The organism is Photobacterium marinum (assembly GCF_000331515.1).
Taxonomy (GTDB): domain Bacteria; phylum Pseudomonadota; class Gammaproteobacteria; order Enterobacterales; family Vibrionaceae; genus Photobacterium; species Photobacterium marinum.
Window position 1 is genome coordinate 407,821 of record NZ_AMZO01000006.1, and the last position, 19,418, is coordinate 427,238.

At 45.2% G+C, this 19,418-nt stretch carries 6 protein-coding genes; all 6 read left to right on the forward strand.

Features of this window, described 5'->3' with window-relative positions; translation table 11 throughout:
• Positions 1-2 precede the first annotated feature (2 nt).
• The 6 genes from C942_RS06285 to C942_RS06310 are packed head-to-tail and all read left to right on the forward strand — an operon-like array spanning position 3 to position 19,211.
• Positions 3-5,537, forward strand: a complete 5,535-nt coding sequence (locus C942_RS06285; protein WP_007463722.1) for a non-ribosomal peptide synthetase — start codon at positions 3-5, stop codon at positions 5,535-5,537.
• Positions 5,530-9,978: a type I polyketide synthase gene (locus tag C942_RS06290; protein ID WP_007463724.1), complete on the forward strand. Its 4,449-nt coding sequence runs from the start codon at positions 5,530-5,532 to the stop codon at positions 9,976-9,978. The genes C942_RS06285 and C942_RS06290 overlap by 8 nt, the downstream gene beginning before the upstream one ends.
• Positions 9,975-13,982, forward strand: coding sequence for a non-ribosomal peptide synthetase (locus tag C942_RS06295; protein WP_007463726.1), 4,008 nt, complete (start codon positions 9,975-9,977; stop codon positions 13,980-13,982). The genes C942_RS06290 and C942_RS06295 overlap by 4 nt, the downstream gene beginning before the upstream one ends.
• Positions 13,979-17,341 carry a non-ribosomal peptide synthetase gene (locus C942_RS06300; RefSeq protein ID WP_007463728.1) on the forward strand — a complete coding sequence of 1,121 codons (3,363 nt, stop codon included), beginning with the start codon at positions 13,979-13,981 and terminating at the stop codon, positions 17,339-17,341. Before C942_RS06295 ends, C942_RS06300 begins: the two co-directional genes overlap by 4 nt.
• Before the next feature lie 11 nt (positions 17,342-17,352).
• Positions 17,353-18,117 (forward strand): thioesterase II family protein, encoded by a 765-nt coding sequence (locus tag C942_RS06305; protein ID WP_007463730.1) that lies wholly within the window; start codon positions 17,353-17,355, stop codon positions 18,115-18,117.
• On the forward strand, positions 18,117-19,211 hold the full coding sequence (locus C942_RS06310; RefSeq protein WP_007463732.1) for an acyltransferase family protein: 1,095 nt from the start codon (positions 18,117-18,119) through the stop codon (positions 19,209-19,211). The genes C942_RS06305 and C942_RS06310 overlap by 1 nt, the downstream gene beginning before the upstream one ends.
• Positions 19,212-19,418 lie beyond the last annotated feature (207 nt).

A 19,418-nucleotide genomic window follows, 5' to 3' on the forward strand; every position in this document is an offset into this window, starting at 1 on the left:
AAATGAATTACCAACAACTGAACAAGACCCTAATCAACTTGCTGGCAGAACTGTTGCAATTGCCTGCAGATATTATCTCTCCTCAGATTCCCTTTAGAGAGCTGGGCATGAGCTCGGCGATGGGAGTCTCATTTATAGACAGGATCGGAGCTGAATTATCACTGCCTCTTTCCAGTACGATGTTATATGACTACCCGAATGTACAAGCTCTTCAAGTTTGCTTAATGGCGATGTTGGAAGGGCGGACAGACTTGGGAGTAAATAACGAAAAGCCGAAGGCGAGTGTGCAGAACTCTGTTGGAGAAAGCAAAGCTGATGAGCAGATCGCTATTCTAGGGGCTGACTGCCATGTTCCTGGGGCTGATAGTCCGGAAGCTTTCTGGAAATTGGTTAGTGAGGCTAGAGCCAGTGTGGGGAAAGTATCAGCTGACCACTATTTTTATCAGTTTGCTCAACAAGCCGGCTTTAATTCAACCAGCTCTATCTTTAAGGCAGGTACCGTAAATAACCATGCTCAATTTGATGCTGATTTCTTTGGTATCGCAGCCGCCGAGGCGCGCACGATGGATCCACAGCAACGCTGGTTGCTGGAGTCATGTTGGCAGGCTATACAAAATGCGGGCATGGATCCGCAACAGCTGAAGAAAAGCAAAACAGGCGTATTTATAGGCGCAAGCGCCCAGGACTTTCAGCGCTTGCTGATGAGTGGTAATGAGCTATGTGATATTCACTCCGGAACTGGCACGGCGTTATCCGTTATCGCTGGGCGGATTGCTTACCAATTCGACTTTATCGGTCCGGCCTGGGCTGTAGATACTGCGTGTTCGTCGTCTCTTGTTGCGCTGCATCAGGCGTGTCAAAGCCTTTCATCTGGCGAATGTGATTATGCATTGGTATCGGGGGTGAACCTTATTCTTGACCCTCAGTATGCCCGTTCGTTGGAAAGCGGCAATATGCTGAGTCCGTCCGGTCATTGCCATACATTTACAGAGCTTGCTGATGGTTATGTTCGTTCTGAAGGGTACGTCACTCTATTTCTTAGTCGTACAGGTATGCATCATGCGATTGCGCCGATAGCAAGGATCTGTGCCACAACGGTAAACCAGGATGGTCGCAGTAACGGCCTGACGGCACCTAATGGAATGAGTCAGCGCTTACTGGTCACAAGTGCGTTAGAGAAAGCGGGAATTGACCATAATCGGCTGGCAGCTTTCGAATGTCATGGTACAGGTACTCCACTTGGCGACCCGATCGAAGTCAATGCATTGGCGAGTATATTTACCAGTGATAATGATAGTGAACAACCTTGTGTATTAGGCTCTGTTAAATCATGCATTGGCCATCTAGAAGCTGCTGCCGGTTTAGCCGGTGTGTTAAAGCTCGCTATGTCGCTGCATTTCAGGCAGTGGCCAGCTCAACCTATGAGAGGAGCAGTTAACTCCCGCTTGGCATTAGAGCAAAGCCGGTTGACACTTCCGCTTGATACCCAGACATTGCCGTCTCAGGTGACAAACTATGGTGGTGTTAATTCCTTTGGCTTCAGTGGTACAAATGCGCACGCGATTTTGAGCTCGGAGGTAATGGATGATGGGGCGGCGTTTTCTCAACCTGCCTGCCAATGGCTGTATTTGAGTGCACACAGCGAGGAGTCGCTGAAGCAACAGGTTGAGCAATGGCGCCAGGTCCTTCCTGAACTTTCGTCAAAATATGGCTTGCCATTAGTGCTGGCATCAGCGCTTCGGCGCTGTGGATCTTTAGCTTGGCGAGTAGCGGTCTATTGTCCGGATTTACATTCAGCAATGGGGGCGTTACAAGAGGTCAAATACCATCATAGTTGTCAATATGACTCAATTGATGTCACCGATGCGGCAGTCCGCACATTTCTGAATGGAGGAGAAGTACCAAAAGTAGAAGGTACGTTACCGCGAATTTGGGGCCTGCCAAAGTATTCTTTTATTCACAAATCATATTGGCCGGAATGCATTGGTAAAGCTGTCCGTCCTGCACAACGAGTTGATACGTGCAATTCAGGTTCCGAACGTGATCGCTTATGTGAAAAAACGTGGTGGGATTCATTAGTTGTGCCTGAGGAGAAAAAAGATCCAAATGCTTCTCTGATTTCTTTGGGAGGAACATCGCTGATAGCAAGCCGGATCGCAGCAGAATTACAGCATTGCCTGGCTATCCGGATCAGCGTAACTGATGTTTTGAAAGCTCAAACGTTGACAGGGCTTCAACAGCTGGTGGCTAAAAGTACAACCGCTTCTCAAGTTTTAACTGCTGAGTCTCAGAATGTTGATGTTGAGTCTGTATTTCCTGAGGTTGCATTTCCGCTAACCGATATGCAGATGGCGTATTGGCTCGGGCGAGGTGAAGGCGTTGCCGGCCGGATGCCGATACAGATTTTCTTCGAGCTTGAGGCAGCATCGCTGGATGTTGAGCGTTTACAGGCTGCATGGAAAACCGTTATTCAACGTCATCCTAGTATGCGATCGGTTGTGACTAAAGATGGTCAGCAAAAAGTAATTGCTGCGGCAGAACAACCTCATTTCGTGTGTGAAAGACTTGAACAGTCTGTTGCAGAATGCCGTCAGTATATTGAACGGCACCGGGAAACGCTTTGGGCATCATCCCGAAACCTTGAGCAGTGGCCTCAGCACTTTATATATGTTTATCAGTGTCATGATAAATGTGTGATTCATTTTTTGTTTGATGGATGGTGTATTGATGGAGCCAGCTACGAGATATTTTTCAGAGAATTGCTGGCTCTATATCAAGACCCTGACGTTGATCTACCGGAAATAGAGCTAACTTTTTCTCGTTATATTAAAGCGCTGTCTGAGCTTGAAAATACTGAGGAAATGACCAGGGCAAAGCAGTATTGGGAGAAAAAGCTGCCTGAACTCTACCCGGCACCAGCCTTGCCTCATGCAAAAAAAGCTGAGGATATCGGAAAGAGTGTAATGAAGCGCCGTCGGCTGTTCCTTTCCAGCGAACAGTGGCAACAGTTCCAGGTACAGGGAAGAACACATCAATTGACACCGTCAAGTGCTCTTATGGCAGCTTATGCCCTTGTATTATCACGTTGGAGTCAACATCAGAATATTACACTGAACGTCCCGCGTTTCAATCGTTATCCTCTTCATCCGCAGGTCAATGACATTATCGGTGAATTTGCTTCGTTCACCCTGCTGCCTTGTCAGCGAAATAAACAAGATTCCTTTGTTGATTATGCCCAGCGTATGCAGCAGACATTGTGGGAACAGTTGGAGCATGGATTGGTGAGTGGTGTTCAGTTGCTACGCGATCTTGGTAGCAACGTCATGATGCCTTATGTGTTTACCACCATGCCTGATCATCAAGAGGAGACCTTGCACGATCATCTTGGCAAACTGGGACAGATTACTGAAATGCGAACCCAGACACCGCAAGTCTGGATTGATTGCCAGTACTGGGTATCAGCTGCCGGGGTTGAGCTTACTTGGGATGTTCTGGAAGAGATGTTTCCACCGTTGCTGATTGATGAGATGTTCTCAGCCTTTACTTCGCTGGTGGAGAATCTGTGTTTGGGTGAAGGATGGATTCAGAAAGCCACACTTTCGCTGCCAGAACGTCAAAAGCAAATTATTCAGGCCATTAATGCAACAGAAGCACCTCTACCTGTTCCGTCTCTGTTTGAGATGTTTGAGCAGCAGGCGCTTACTTCCCTTCATGCCGATGCGCTTATCACTTTAGGCGAAAAATGGACTTATGCGCGTTTGCTTTCAATCGCAGAAAAAATCGCCGCGACTTTGCCTGAAAATGCCGAAAGTATTGCGATTTGCATGCAGAAAACGCCGTTATTTGTAGCTTCCATATTGGCTGTGCTGCGTCAGGGGATGGCTTATGTGCCGATTGATCCTGAGCAACCGCAACAGCGTCGTATGGAAATACTGACAGACAGTGGTGCAAGTTTGCTGCTTATTGATAAAGAAAATGCCGAGCTTGATTGGTCATCTTCCGTTTCGCAGTTAGTTGTTAGTGAACTTAGTCTTAACGGGCAGGCATTACCAGTGCCCGGAAAAAGCATTAATCGGGAAGGGCTGGCTTACATTCTGTATACCTCTGGCTCAACGGGAAAACCCAAGGGTGTTGAAATAACAAACCAGGGAATTTGTAACCGCATTCATGACCTGAAAGCGCGATTTGAGTTTACCGAACAAGATCGCACCATGAGCATATCTGCTTTTCACCACGATATGTCGGTATTTGACCTGTTCATTACCTTATCTTCTGGGGGGGCACTGGTTATGCCGGATGCTGAAGATAAACGTGAGCCAAGTGTTTGGCTTGACATGATGAACACGCATAAGGTTACGGCTTGGAACTCAGTTCCGGCGTTTATGAACATGCTTTTGAGTGCTTGCGAACAGGTATCTAAACCACTTCCAGACTCCCTGAGACTGGTCTCCATGGGAGGTGATTGGATAGAGCCATCATCGGTACAAACAATAGTTGACCAACTTCCGGCTTGCCGTTTGGTAAGTGTGGGGGGGCCAACTGAAGTATCTCTGCTCGATATTATTCATGAAATTTCCGATAAGGAAGTAATGGTAAACAAGGCCATTCCTTATGGCGCTCCAGCCTTAAATGCACGCCAGCATATTGTGAATGAGCTTTTGGAAATCTGCCCTGAAGGCGTTATTGGTGAAATAGCCCATGCTGGGGTAGGTATTACCCCTGGATACCGTAACCTGCCGGAACTGACTGCGGAGCGTGTGCTGACGAATAGCTATGGGGCGCTTCCTGAGGGGGAGGAGAGAATTTTGTGTTCTGGCGATCTCGGTTATCGCCGCCATGATGGCGAGTTGCAGTTTGTAGGGCGTAAAGACTTCCAGGTGAAAATTAACGGGCAACGTATAGAGCTTGGTGAAATTGAAGCTCAGTGCAAGCAATTACAAGGAGTAAGACAAGCAATTGCCTTGGTGTTGAATGTGAATAACAGCCCGCAAATTGGGGTGGTTCTGGTTAGCCATCGTTCTGATTTATATCATAAGTTGGCCGACTTACGTCACGATCTGGGGGATCGTTTACCGGAACATATGTTGCCTCGTCGATTTGTTGTTTTGCCTCACCTGCCAGTGACGGTGAACGGCAAGGTTGATCGCCAAGAGCTCGAAAACCAATTAGCCAGCGTGAACATTGAAACTCCTGCGGCAGAGAGGAGCTTGAGTCAGCTGGAAAGTTTAATTGCTGACGAATGGAAAGTGTTATTACAGGTCGAGACAGTGACCTCTAACGATAACTTTTTCTTATTAGGCGGCGATTCATTAAAAGCAGTGGCACTCAATGCCCGCTTAACTGTATTGACCGGTGAAGAAAAACCGGTTTCCCACATATTTGCCAATCCAGTTTTGAAACAACTGGCCAGTAGTTATGACAGTCAAACAGAGCAAGACAGTAGCACCTTGTCAGCCATTGCAAGGGGACAGCGTCGCCGCAGACGTCAAAACAAAGTCAAACAATATTCAATGTCTGAGGTAAAGATTAATGAATAATAGTGATGCTATCGCCGTTATCGGGTTTGCAGCCCGTGTACCGGGAGCTGAAACCGCAGAAGAATTTTGGCACAACATAAAGTATGGAAAATGTGCAATTGAAACCGTTGATGAGCAGGTGGGAAATAATTCACCTGATTACGTCAATAAAAAATTTCCATTAAAAGATGCAACCTGTTTTGATGCGGCGCATTTTGGTATTTCGCCCGCTGAAGCGAAGATGATGGATCCTCAACAACGAGTATTTCTGGAAATATGCTGGCATGCTTTAGAGCATGCTGGATACGGTCAATCCGATGATACGTTTAATACCGGTGTTTTTGCCTGTGCAGGATACAATGATTATGCGTCGAAGCATGTAAAGCCGCAAAGTTATCACCAAGGTGGGGCAGAGTATTTCCGTATGCTGGTTAATTGCGATAAGGATTTTATTGCGACTAAAACTGCCTATCACTTGAACCTCAAAGGACCTGCAATTTGTGTTCAGAGTGCCTGCTCGAGTGGTTTGCTCGCTGTACATCTGGCTGTTCAATCTCTGTTGCAAGGTGAGAGTGATATGGCTCTGGCTGGTGGTGCGGCAGTGTGTTTGGACCTTGACTTAGGTTATGTCGCCGAACCTGGAGGACCGATGTCTCCGACAGGAAAAGTGGCTCCGTTTGATGCGTCAGCCGACGGTATTATTGGTGGTAATGGTACAGCGGCAGTGGTACTGAAGCGCCTTGACGATGCTATCGAAAACGGAGATACCATCCATGCTGTAATTCATGCTACAGCGGCAAATAACGATGGTTATGACAAGGCGGGATTAGCGGCTCCGAGTGTAAAAGGGCAAACAGCAGTGCTTGCAGAAGCGTTGGCATTAAGTGGCCTGAATGCAGAGGATATCCGGTATATTGAAACGCATGGTACAGGTACGCGTTTAGGGGATCCCATTGAGTTTGAAAGTATTCGGAAAATATATGGTGACGCTTCTCAAAAATGCTATCTGGGAAGTGCTAAAGCCAATATAGGACACCTGAATACAGTTTCTGGCGTAATTGGCTTGATCAAAGCTATTTTTACCGTCAGGGATCGCCAGATCGCACCGCTTTGTAATTTCACTCAGCCGAATCCTGAATTGCCAATGGAAGGGAGCCGTTTCCATTTTAACCAGCATTGTCTGGATTGGGATGAAGATCAGTCGTTACCATTTGCTGCAATTAGCTCATTTGGTATTGGCGGCACCAATGTTCATGCCATTATCAGTGGCCCACCAACAGTACAGCGTCATGAGTTACCTGAACGAGAGCAACCACATGTTCTGTGTTGGTCTGCGTGTACAGAGTCGCAAGCGAACGAGCAGCGACACTCTTTAGCGCAATATCTACGTGAGTTTCCCGGCAGTTTGGCTAATGCGGAATATACCCTGTTGTCAGGGCGCCGACACTTGGCTGAAAGGCAGGCTGCGTTACTAAACCCACAGCAACATTCCGATCAATGGCTAACCGCAAATAATGTATTGCGCTCTGCTCGAACTGATAAGAGTAAAAAAAGAGATGTGGTGTTTCTTTTCCCTGGCCAAGGAAGTCAGTTTGCAGGGATGGGAGAAAGTTTATATAGGCAAGAGAGCGTCTTTCGTGAGCGAGTCGATTTTGCGGCGAGCTACCTGCAATCACGATTAGGCTATGACATACGAACAGTCATGTTTGGTCATGACGATGAAGCGCTTAGAGCAACCCTGAATACGCAATTAAGCCTATTTATCGTTGAATATGGGGTAGCAGAGTTATTGATTCAAAAAGGCATTAAACCGATCGCAATGCTTGGGCACAGCATAGGTGAATATGTTGCTGCTGCTCTTGCTGGTGTGATGTCGTTTGAGGAGGCGTTACAGCTTGTTTATGAGCGAGGTTCTTTGGTAAGCGGCTTGCCCGGAGCTGCGATGTTGTCAGTGTCATGCTCGCAGCAACAAATTACCCCGTTGTTAAACTCCCGGTTTTCTGTAGCGGTTATCAACCGTGCTGATCGTTGCGTTATCTCTGGCAAACCTGATGATATTGAGGTGTTAGCTCTACAACTTTCTGAGCAAAATGTCGACAGCGTGCGCCTGAATGTTTCTCATGGATTCCACTCTCATTTGCTAGAGCCCGTTTTGGACTCTTTCAGGCAGTGTTGTGAAAAAATCCACTTCAAATCACCTCGTATACCCGTGTTTAGTAATGTGACGGGACAGTTACATGAGCCGGAACTTGCGGTATCTGCGGAATATTGGGTAAGACATCTGCGGGAAACTGTGTGCTTTAGCGATAATATGCACTTGATGGCAAATTGGTGCCCGGAAGCGCAGGCTATTGAGGTTGGCCCCGGGACTGTATTGTCTAACCTAGTCCGCTCACAGTGTAGGGAACACAATATTGAAACAGTGCAGACGTTGAGTTCATACCTGCAGCAGGAAGAAGATTGGTTGATCAGCCTTGCCCGCCTTTGGGTTGAAGGATGGGACATTTCACCTGTTGTGGTTGAATCTGGTCAGCGTATTCCGTTGCCACTGTATCCGTTTGTGCGTGAAGAACATATGTTGCCAGCGGTGAAGTCTCATGAAAACTGTGATGAAGTGCAGCCAGAGCAGGAGCTGCTGCCGGAATCTGAATGGATAAAGACGGCAAAGTGGTCGCAAGTACCATCATGGTATTTGCAACAAAAAGAGAGTGCTGGGGAATTACAAAATGTTCTTTGTTTCTTACCTGCCGATGAAAATTTAGTCGAGGGGATCCAGGTTCAACCTGCTGATTATTTCGAAAGTACGTCGCAAGGTTTTTATATTGACCCGACTCAACCAGAGCATTTCAGCGAACTGTTTAATCGGTTAGGTTCGCGGCTTGATGATTGCCAGAGTGTTATTTTTGCCTGGCCAATGCAGGTATCGGATCATCAGTTTGAGCAAGGAAAGCAACTGAGTTATGACGCTTTAGTCTATCTATCCCGTGAATTAATCCAACGCCAGTGGCAAGGGCAACTTACCTTGGTGGTTCCTGCATTACATAGCGTAATTGGTTGTGAGGCCCTGAATCCGATTGGCGCGTTATCTATTGGTGTTGCAAGAAATTTATCGCTTGAGAATCAATCAATCTCGGTGAATACAATTGAGTTAGATCAATCTATCAACTGGCCAATGATTAACAAGATTGCGTTTGCTGCGCCTGTTAGGGGGGATGATTTTTCCTATGTTGCAGAACGGTTTGGGCGATTGTGGCGCAAAGAGTGGGTTTCTGTGTCGTTGGGCTCTCAAGGCCGAATGGGTCCACATCTAGGTAATAGCCCGGAAGACAAGAATAACGTTGTATTGCTGTTCGGTGGAACTGGTGGTATTGGCCTCCAGCTTGCGCATCACCTCGCGAGCCAGACAGAGCATTTGGTGTTGACGGGACGATCATCTTATGAAGAACTCGAAAAGCGTCCGGCATTTGTTGCGCTTAAATCGTATTTGGAGCAGTCGAAAACGTCGCTGAGTTACTACCAGTGTGATCTTGGTGATTCTGATTCTCTGAACACATTGTTCGCTTCGATTAAATCCAAGCATGGCTCGGTAAACAGTGCCTGGCTACTGACGAGCCGATATATCAATCAGGATCTAGAGCAACTCGACCCGCTCAATACGGACAGCAATGTTCACTGTAAAGCCCGGGCTGCCTGGTATCTCAGAGAAAAGTTAAGCCAAGTTCATTGCCGTAATCTGGTCTTGTTCTCATCTATTACTTCAGAAATTTCCGGTGTTGGTTGTGCTGACTATGGCGCGGCAAATATGTTCCTGAATGCGCTGGCGGAAGAACAGACATCTTTGCCTAAGATTCAGACTATCGCGTGGGATGCATGGCAACCGGTTGGTGAGTTAGGGCAAAGTCTGGATGCGTCGGAAGAGCTGTTCCAAGATAGTTTGTTGGGTGCGGTTACCGTTGAGCAAGGCATTTCGATAATGGCTGCATTAATGAGGTTATCACTGCCGTATTCTGTGGTATCTCCGCTGGGGATGGATAAGCGCCAAGCCATGTTGACTCAGGTATTAAGTCAAAACAAAGCTGTTTTATCAGCTGTCGCTCTTGGTGAGGACACTGGTTCAGAGTCAGATCTTGAACGTTGCCTATGCCTGATTTTTGCAGAAGCCCTAGGGCTGATTTCCGTCAATGTCACTGATGACTTCCTGCAATTGGGCGGTGATTCATTAGCTGCGGTCCGTATGGTTTCTAAGTTAAGGAGTATCTATAAGACGGAGATGGGATTGGCTGATTTTATTCGGTGCAGAACGCCTAGGCAGTTGGCTACGGAACTCGCAGATACAGCACAGGCCGAAAGAATATCCTCTCTGTATTTGAAATTAAATCAGATGAGTAGCGAAGAAAAACGTGGGCTAGCCCAGTCAATCCAACATAAGAATAACCAGTCCCAAGAGGTAGTGTCGGAATGAGTTATATTGACGATAACGTAAGCGATGATGAATTGTTGCAACAGTTATTAGCGGTATCAGAACCGAAGTTTATAGCAGTCAGTACGGAAGAAGAAAAGTATGAGCCTTTTCCACTAACAGAAATTCAGAAAGGGTATTTACTTGGCCGTAATGCTTCACTACCACTTGGTGGTGTTTCATGCCAATTTTATTATGAATTGGATTGTTCAGAGCTCGATCCTGCTGCTTATCATGCTGCGTGGCTGCAATTGATTGACAGACATGAAATGCTTCGTTGCATCATTTTAAATCATGAGGAACAGAAGATATTACCTTCTGTGCCTGAACTGACGTATACCGTGCATGATTTGACGATTTGTAATGATCCTGAGTCGAAGTTAGATGATATTCGCCAGCGAATTGCGACTGATATCCGTCCCCATGAGCAGTGGCCATTATTTGGTCTGGAGTTTTCTCGTTTACCTGACTCAAGCTGGCGAATTCACTTTGGCCTTGATCTACTGATTATGGATCAGCAAAGCTTTTTGACTTTGCTGGATGAGGCTGCCGTGCTTTATCATTCGCCGAACGAAAAGTTACCTGCAATCGACTTTTCGTTCCGTGATTATGTACTGTTGGATTCGAAAGAGTCGGTTGACCCATTGGCAGTTGCCTATTGGAAAAGCAAAGTCGCCCAAATTCCGTCGGCACCGGAGCTGCCGCTCAATAATGCTCCTGATGAAATGAGTGTTCCGTCATTTCATCGTCTCGTTAGAACAGTTAGTGCCAAGGTCTGGCAAGAATTTAAACGTACCTGTATGGATGAAGGGTTAACTCCTTCGACATTGTTGTTAACGCTGTTTGGTGAGGTGCTTTCACAGTGGAGTGATAATGCCCATTTCAGCCTGAATATGACGATGTTCAACAGAAAGCCTCTTCATTCAGATGTGGATCGCTTGGTTGGTGATTTTACCAATACCATGATTTTTGAAATGGACATGAGGCCGCTCGAGACAAAATTGGAGCGGGCTAGGCGTCTGCAGCAACAATTGTGGGATGACATCGAACACCAGGATTACAGTGGTATGAGTGTGATGTCTGACATGGCAACTGCTGCAAACCAGTTGGGAGGCATCTTGATGCCAGTGGTATTTACCAGCACATTAACTCAAAACGATGCACGGTTGCTGAAAAACCAGCATCTACAGCCTGGGTACCCAGTCCATGCCCGAGGCCAAACTGCCCAGGTTCTTTTAGATAACCAGATAACTGAAATGTCAGGTGAGTTGCTTGTTCAGTGGGATGTGGTAGAAGGGGCGTTTCCGGCTCAAATGATTGAAACCATGCTGGAAACATTTATTGCAAATATTCATGGCATTTCAGCCGGGCATAGCTCACTTGATGTGGTTTGTTATCAGGCAGCTAAGCCAAGTTCTACTGATTTGGTTATGCAGGCACACGAGGATCAGCCTAATGCTTTGCTGCAGTCTCTATGGCTTCAAAATTGGGGGGCGCATGCAGATAAGCCTGCAATTATTCAGGATGAACAGGTTATCACACATGGCCATTTAGCGAGGGTAGTTGCGGCACTGGTTGAGCAGCTAAATGATCTGCAATTGAAACCTGGGGAGCCTGTTCCGGTAATGCTTTCCAAAGGCCCGACTCAGATCGCTGCGTGTTTAGCTATTTTAATTGCCGGTGGTGCGTATGTTCCTGTGTCCCCGCAACAGCCTCAAAAGCGTAGAGATAAAATACTCACTGACTTACAAGCCCGGGTGGTGCTGAGTGAGTCGACTGAACTTGAGCTGCCCTCGGGTATATCGGTGATATGTACTGATATAACAATGTCTGGTGATCTGGCGTGTTTAGAGGAGTCTCCTTGTCAAGCTGTTAATGAGCTGGCTTATATTATTTATACGTCAGGTTCGACGGGAATGCCTAAAGGAGTGATGATCACTCATCAAGCCGCCATGAATACCGTGCTTGATATTAATGCTCGCTTTAATATCACAGAAAAAGATTGTGTTTTATCTTTGTCCGCATTGCATTTTGATTTATCGGTTTACGATATTTTTGGTGTGCTTGGTCAAGGTGGTGCATTAGTTCTGCCGAGTGAAGAGTTCGCACTGGATCCGTCTCATTGGGCATCATTGTGCAGGCAGTATGAGGTGACGCTATGGAACTCAGTGCCAAGCTTATTCGCCTTGTTGGTTGATTATGTTTCTTTACATCCGAATCAGGCTGCTGAAATTCCATTACAGTCTGTGATGATGAGTGGTGACTGGATCCCTCTGGATTTGCCTGAGTCGGCTTGGAAGTTATGGCCAGAACTAGCCCAATACAGTTTGGGAGGCGCAACGGAAGCCTCTATTTGGTCAATTTATTATCCGATTAAACAAGTTGAATCGGACTGGGTAAGTATTCCATATGGCAATGCTCTTGGTGGGCAGCAAGTTTATGTGCTTGATCAGCAATTAAACATTGCACCGATCTGTAAGGAAGGAGAAATCTACATTGCAGGTAAAGGATTAGCTTGTGGTTATTTTGACGATGAAGATAAAACTCAGCAGAGTTTTTTCTCACACCCAGAAACTGGTGTGACATTATATAAAACAGGGGATCACGGCCGTTATCGGGATGATGGTTCAATTGAATTCCTTGGTCGTAAAGACAATCAGGTCAAAGTTAATGGGTACCGGGTTGAAACCGGTGAGATAATGACGGTAATCAATAAGCATCCGAAGGTGAAAGATGCGTTGGTTATGGCCGTTGGCGAACGCCATCAAATGCAGCTTGTGGCTTTCGTTGTTGGTTCTGAGCGGTTTGAAGGGGAACTGATTGAACTGTGTCAATCGGCGCTGCCATCATACATGGTGCCGGTGGCCTGGTATTTCCTGGAACAATGGCCTTTAACCGTGAATGCGAAGCTTGACCGTTCTGTATTGAAGAATATGCATTCGACACCAGAGCAGCCAGTAATACCTAGTCAGGATATTTCGTTTAGCACGAATATGACGCCCCAAGTATTAAGCCTGTTAGGCGAGGTATTAAAACAACCGGCGATACAGATCCAAGATTCATTACTGGACCTAGGTGCCACATCGGTGGATTTGATTGCGATCGCCACCCATATTGAAGCCAAGTTTGGCTTCAGGCCCCGGTTGCCTGATTTGGCTCGTAGCCCGGCCGTAAAAAGTATCGTCGATTTAATTTCCCAGCATTGTAAGCACAGTGAAAAAACAACTAATTCAGACACAATGCAATGGTTTGCTGATCAGACAACAGCCAGTGACTATTTTGCCCGTCACCAAGCACTGAAAGATCAAAATGCGCGTCTGTTGTTCAAACAGTCACGTGTTGCGATCCGTAATGATCTAGTAGAGCAAATATCTTTGCCTCAGTTGGAACTGCCGGATCTGAAATGGTTCCGGGAAAGTAGAAGATCATTTGCGCAGGTACTTCCGACTGAAACACAACTGGGCCAGTGGTTTGAGCCTCTACGCAGTTATTTCTTAAATGGGCAAAGAAAGTTTAATTATGGTTCTGCCGGTGGCCAGCAAGCGGTACAAACTTATTTGTTAATAAACCCTAAGTTTAATACAGAGCAACTTTCCGGTGCATTTTACTATCAGCCTGATTTGCACCAGCTACAACGGGTTGCTTCGGAACTGTCAGACGAGCTCTTTAGCCGCTTTTCAATTGGAAATGGCACCTGGGTTAATGATGCTTCATTTATGGTGGTGTTTGTTCTTGAACTGGCGGCAATTGCCCCGCTCTATGAGCAGGCTAGTGTTCCTTTTGGTCTTATTGAAACGGGGGCTATTTCTCAGTTACTTGAGATGTCGGCGCAGCAATGCGGTCTATCGGTATGCCAGATAGGTGATGCTCGTCCTGAACTTTTAAAAGAGGCACTGTCGTTACATTCATCCCAGTTATTTTTATCTTGTATGGTCGGCGGTGCTGCAAATTCAACGTCCCTGCCACAACTGTCTTTCACCCAGTCGTTTGAGGAGGGCTCGCTATGACAATGATTAACCTGCTGAACACGCTTGCAGAACGCAATATCGAAATATGGCAAGAGTCTGGACAGCTTAAGTTCCGGGCACCAAAGGGCGCGATGGATGAAGCACTAAAGCAACAGTTGCGTCAGAATAAAGCTGCGTTGATTGAGCAGCTTCAGGCAAATGATAAGAAAAATAATGTAAAGGAAGTTGTTCACAATAGTCGTGAAAGGTATCTGCCGTTTGAAATTACTCCGATTCAGCAAGCTTATTTAGTCGGTCGTTCCGATGCATTGAATTTAGGAGGGGTTGCAGCGCACTCTTATGTGGAGCTTGAACACCCGTCAGCCAGCCTTGAAAGCACAGAAATAGCTCTGAATAAGGTTATTCAACGTCATGATATGTTACGTACTGTGATTACGAAGGACGGTTTTCAGCAAGTATTGCAGGAAGTACCGTTCTACACGATTTCATGTCGTGATTTGCGTGGGGCATCATCAGATGAAGTGAAAAAGGCTCTGAAAGATATCCGCAATGAGATGGAGACGCAGATTCGACCTGCGGATAAATGGCCGCTATTTGATATAAAAGCGACGCTACATGATCATGGTTTGCGATTGCATACAAGTATCGACTTGATGACGCTTGATGCATGGAGTTGTCAGCTGATGTTCCGCGAATGGTTTAGCTTGATAGAACACCATCACCTGCCATCGACACCTGGTGTGACTTTCCGTGATTACCTGCAGTATGTTCATGGGGATGAATTTTTAACCCGACGTGCAGAAGCGAAAAGATACTGGGATAACGAGCTTGAGGGATTACCTCCGGCTCCGAAGCTGCCGTCCGCTGTTCGTGATAAAAACCATAATGGGTTTCATCGCTTAAGAGGAGAAGTGGATGCTGTTTATTGGCAGGCATTTAAGCAACGTTGCCGTCAGCTAAATGTAACGCCATCGACAGCAGTAATGACTTTGTTTGCGGTTACTTTGTCGCGTTGGAGTACGAACGAAGCGTTGACGCTCAATGTAACATTATTCAATCGCCACCCTGTCCATGATCAGGTTCAGCAAATACTCGGTGAATTTACCAATAATACACTTATCGACTTTGATGAGATGGCTCGGCCATTTATTGATCAGGTTCGGCAGGTACAGGATAAGTTACTTGAGAGAATTGAATATAGCTTAGTCGATGGTGTTGATTTACTTCGTCAACTAGCCCGTATGCAGCAAAATTATTCTGGTGCTCTGATGCCTGTTGTATTTACCAGTCTGTTGATGGGAGAGGAGAGTACAAGCTTTGAATCCCTTGGCTGGCAAGAGGTTTATGGTTTGAGCCAAACACCGCAGGTGACTTTTGATCACCAGTTACGGGAAGAAAATGGCAAACTGATGTTCAACTGGGACATTTCCAGACAGGCACTGGATGTAGCAGCGATAGAGGTCATGTTGGAACAATACCTCCATTGCCTGAAAGAGTTAGCCTTACAGGATGATGCCTGGACAACGCCTCCAGCGCGAACGCTACCAGGTGAACAAGCCGGAGTACGAAACAAAATCCATTCTTTTGAGGCTGGCTACTCAACGCGGGCACTGACTCTTCAGCAGCCAGTGTTAGATAGTATGCTCAGCTTTAAGGAGCGAGTCGCCGTCATTGATGGTAATGGTGAATCCCTCACTTATGAGGAACTACATCAATGGTGTTGTACGTTGGCAAAGCAAATACGGCAACAAGGTGTGGCTGTCGGCGATCATGTGTTAGTGATGTTACCTAAAGGGGCCGAGCAAGTTGCCGCTGTTGTTGCGTGCCATATGGCGGGCGCAGTTTATGTACCGCTTTCAATAGATACACCAGTGGAGCGTTACAAGAATATTATCTCACAAGCGAACCCTGCTTTGGTCTTGTACAGTGCTCAACATCCGATGCCGGATATCAGTCAACTAGCCTCTTTGGTAGTAGAGACTAGTTTTGAAAAGGAACTCAAGACCGAGTTAAACATGGCTGCATACGATGGCGATCATTCGGCTTATATCATTTTTACATCAGGGTCGACTGGGACACCGAAAGGTGTGGAAATGGGTCATGGCGCGGTGCGAAATACACTTGATGATATGGCGTCCCGCTTTGGGGCACACCCTGAAGATCGCACGTTCGCACTTTCTGCATTGAATTTTGATTTATCAGTTTATGATATTTTCATGCCTCTAATGTCGGGCGGTAGCGTCCTTTTCCCTGAAGACGGAAATGAAAGAAACCCAGAACATTGGTATCACAAACTGCATCAAAATCAGGTAACAATATGGAATTCAGTCCCGGCATTGCTTGAGATGCTGGTTACCTGGTGTGAAAGCCAGAACTTGAAGCTGCCTGAATCATTGAGGCTGGTTTTGCTTAGTGGTGATTGGGTGCCGCTTAACCTTCCGCAGCGAATTAAAGCTATAGCTTCAAGTGCTCGCATTGTTGCTTTAGGTGGTGCAACTGAGGCCGCTATTTGGTCTAACTGGCAATCAGCAGATAATGTACCAAGTCATTGGGCGTCTGTTCCTTATGGAAAGCCATTAACGCATCAATATTACCGTGTATTAGATAAGTATATGAGCGACAGGCCTGATTGGGTTGAGGGCGATCTGTATATCGGAGGGGCCGGATTAGCAAAAAGCTACTGGGGTGATGAAGCCAAAACTGTTGCTGCTTTTATTGCGCATGGGCAAGAACGACTATACCAGACCGGTGATAGGGCTAGGTTTTGGCAGGATGGTACTCTAGAGTTTCTTGGGCGAAATGATCATCAGGTGAAGATCGGTGGTCACAGAATTGAGCTAGGTGAGATTGAGCATGTATTGCAATCACATCAGTCCGTAGAGCGAGTTGTTGTCGAAGTACAGAAAAATTCAGCTCAAAGTGTGTTGGTGAGTTATGTTGTCGCCCAGCGTTCTTCGATGATTAGTCCTGATACCCTAAAAGAGTATACCGCTCAATACTTACCTTACTACATGGTTCCTCGGCATATTGTTCTACTACCGACCCTACCTCTGAGTGCCAATGGAAAAGTTGATCGAAAGGCATTGCCAGCGATTGAATTCGAATCCGTAGATACCGTTTGTGATTTGTCCAGAACGATGTGTGTACTGAAAGATATTCTGTGTGAAACATTGCAACTTTCTGAATTGCATCCGGATGAGAACTTTTTTGAAGCAGGGGCCACATCAGTTACTTTGGTTGCGGCGCATGGGGATATTCAAAAAGTATTACAAAAAGAATTTCCCGTTACGTGGTTATTTACCTATTCATGTTTAAGAGCGTTAGATGCTGAGTTGAATAACAAAAAAACGTCGAATTCTCGTCAGCGACGAGAAAAAGGCAAGAGTTTTACATTTTAGGGAGACTTAGCATGTCGAATAAGTGGATACCGTTTCCGTCAACCAAAAAAGCGGCAAAGATTGATTTATTGTGTTTACCTTATGCTGGTGGAAATGCCAGCATTTATCGCCAGTGGGATAGCTTCATGCCTGAGTGGATAGCTGTTCAGCCAATTGAGCTGCCAGGTCATGGTTCACGAATCTGTGAAGATTTAATTGTCTCGGTAGAAGCTCTTACAAAACAGGTATTTGCTGATGTTTTGGCTAAACAACAGCGTCCTTTTGCGCTTTTAGGGCACAGTATGGGGGCCGGGTTAGCATTTCATTTATCTGATTATGCGGCACAGCGGGGAGTTAATACCCAAGCATTGTTTGTTTCAGGAAGGCAGGCTCCGGTTATAGGTAAAGGAATTCGTCCTCGTTTTAATTTATCTGATGCAGAACTAATAGAAGAGTTGAAGTTCTTAAATGGTTCCCCGCCAGAAGTGTTGGAAAATGAAGAGCTTATGTCATTCTTACTGCCCATAATTAGAGCTGATTTTTCATTGAGCGAGTGGCTTCTTCGAAATGATGTCAATACAAAAACATCAGTACCCATAAGAGTAATAGGTGCACGAAATGACATTGAAGTGGATTATAAAAAGCTTCATTTATGGCGAGAGAATGCGAGCCAAGAAATTAAAATATCTTTGATGGAAGGCGAGCACTTTTTTATACATGATTGTGAGAAAAGTTTATCTAATTTAATTGCGTCAGATCTTAAGTTAATGATGAATGAGCCTCAGGTGTTGTATTAATGAAGAGTCAGAACGTCGGTTATATGGCAGAATTAGATCACATACGAGGTTTTGCTGCATTAACTATTTTGCTTTATCACGGATTGCATGTTTTTTCTTATCAACTTCGTTTCAATGAGCCATTCAGTTTTAATTATTGGATTGAGACAAATAATCCGTTTATGGCGCTTCTTGTTGAGGCTCATATATCTTTGTCTTTATTCATGGTTTTAAGTGGGTTTATATTCGCTTATGGAAACACAGGGAGAGATATTCAGTATAAAAGATTTTTGTACAATCGAGTTTTGCGTATCTATCCTTTGATGATATTGTTTTTGATTGCTGGCATTTGTGCTTTTCCTAAAGCATTTGGACTTCAATCTTTCATTCAGACTGTGTTAATGATGGGGAATGTTAATGGTAGGCTGGATATTTGGCCTTTTACTGCAATGTTCTGGGCTTTATCTGTTGAGTTTCAGTTTTATCTTCTCTTTCCATTACTCATGTTGATTCTTAACCGGAATGGAGTGAGTTTTATATTTGCTTTGCTATCTTTAGTAATATTGTTGCGTTTCATTGCTGTTATGCATGGGGCGAGTCCACGGGATATGAGTTATTGGACTTTACTTGGAAGAGCTGATCAATTTTTAATTGGTATGCTAGTTGGGTACATATTGGCTTCTGGGAAGAAAATACTACACTCAATTTATTTCTTTATCGGATTGATAGGTTTTGTAGTATTGGCTTTCTGGTTTAATTATCAGGGTGGTTGGCCTGTTAATGAAGATTGGCGGATTTTTGTACCAACTATTGAAGCTGTTATATGTATTTGCTTTATTATTGGTTATTGTGCGATAGCAAAACATTTACCTAACTTTTTATTTGATAAACTTACGTCTTTAGGCGTGGTTAGTTTTTCAGTTTATCTTTGGCATTATGTGGTAATAAGCACAATTCAGAAAGGGAATTGGTTGGTGGTTTTTACTAATGATCCTTATTTTGATGCTATTTCTACTACGTTATTACTTGTTTTACCAATTACTTTAGTACTGTCATCATTGACTTGGTATGCCATTGAAAAACCGTTTCTTAGCATGAGGTGCCGTTATAATTAATCTTAGTGAGGTGCGGTAAATTTTTACTAATACCAAAATCTAGAAGGGGGTTAAACGCCCCCTTTTTCGGCTAATGTTTATCTATTTATAAATGATTGTAATTTATTTGTTACTTCCATGAGGCTAGAGCGAGTTAAATTGAAACTCCGTATTCTGCTGTAAAAAATCCTTTTTTTAATATTTACCATTAATGATAATGGTTATCGT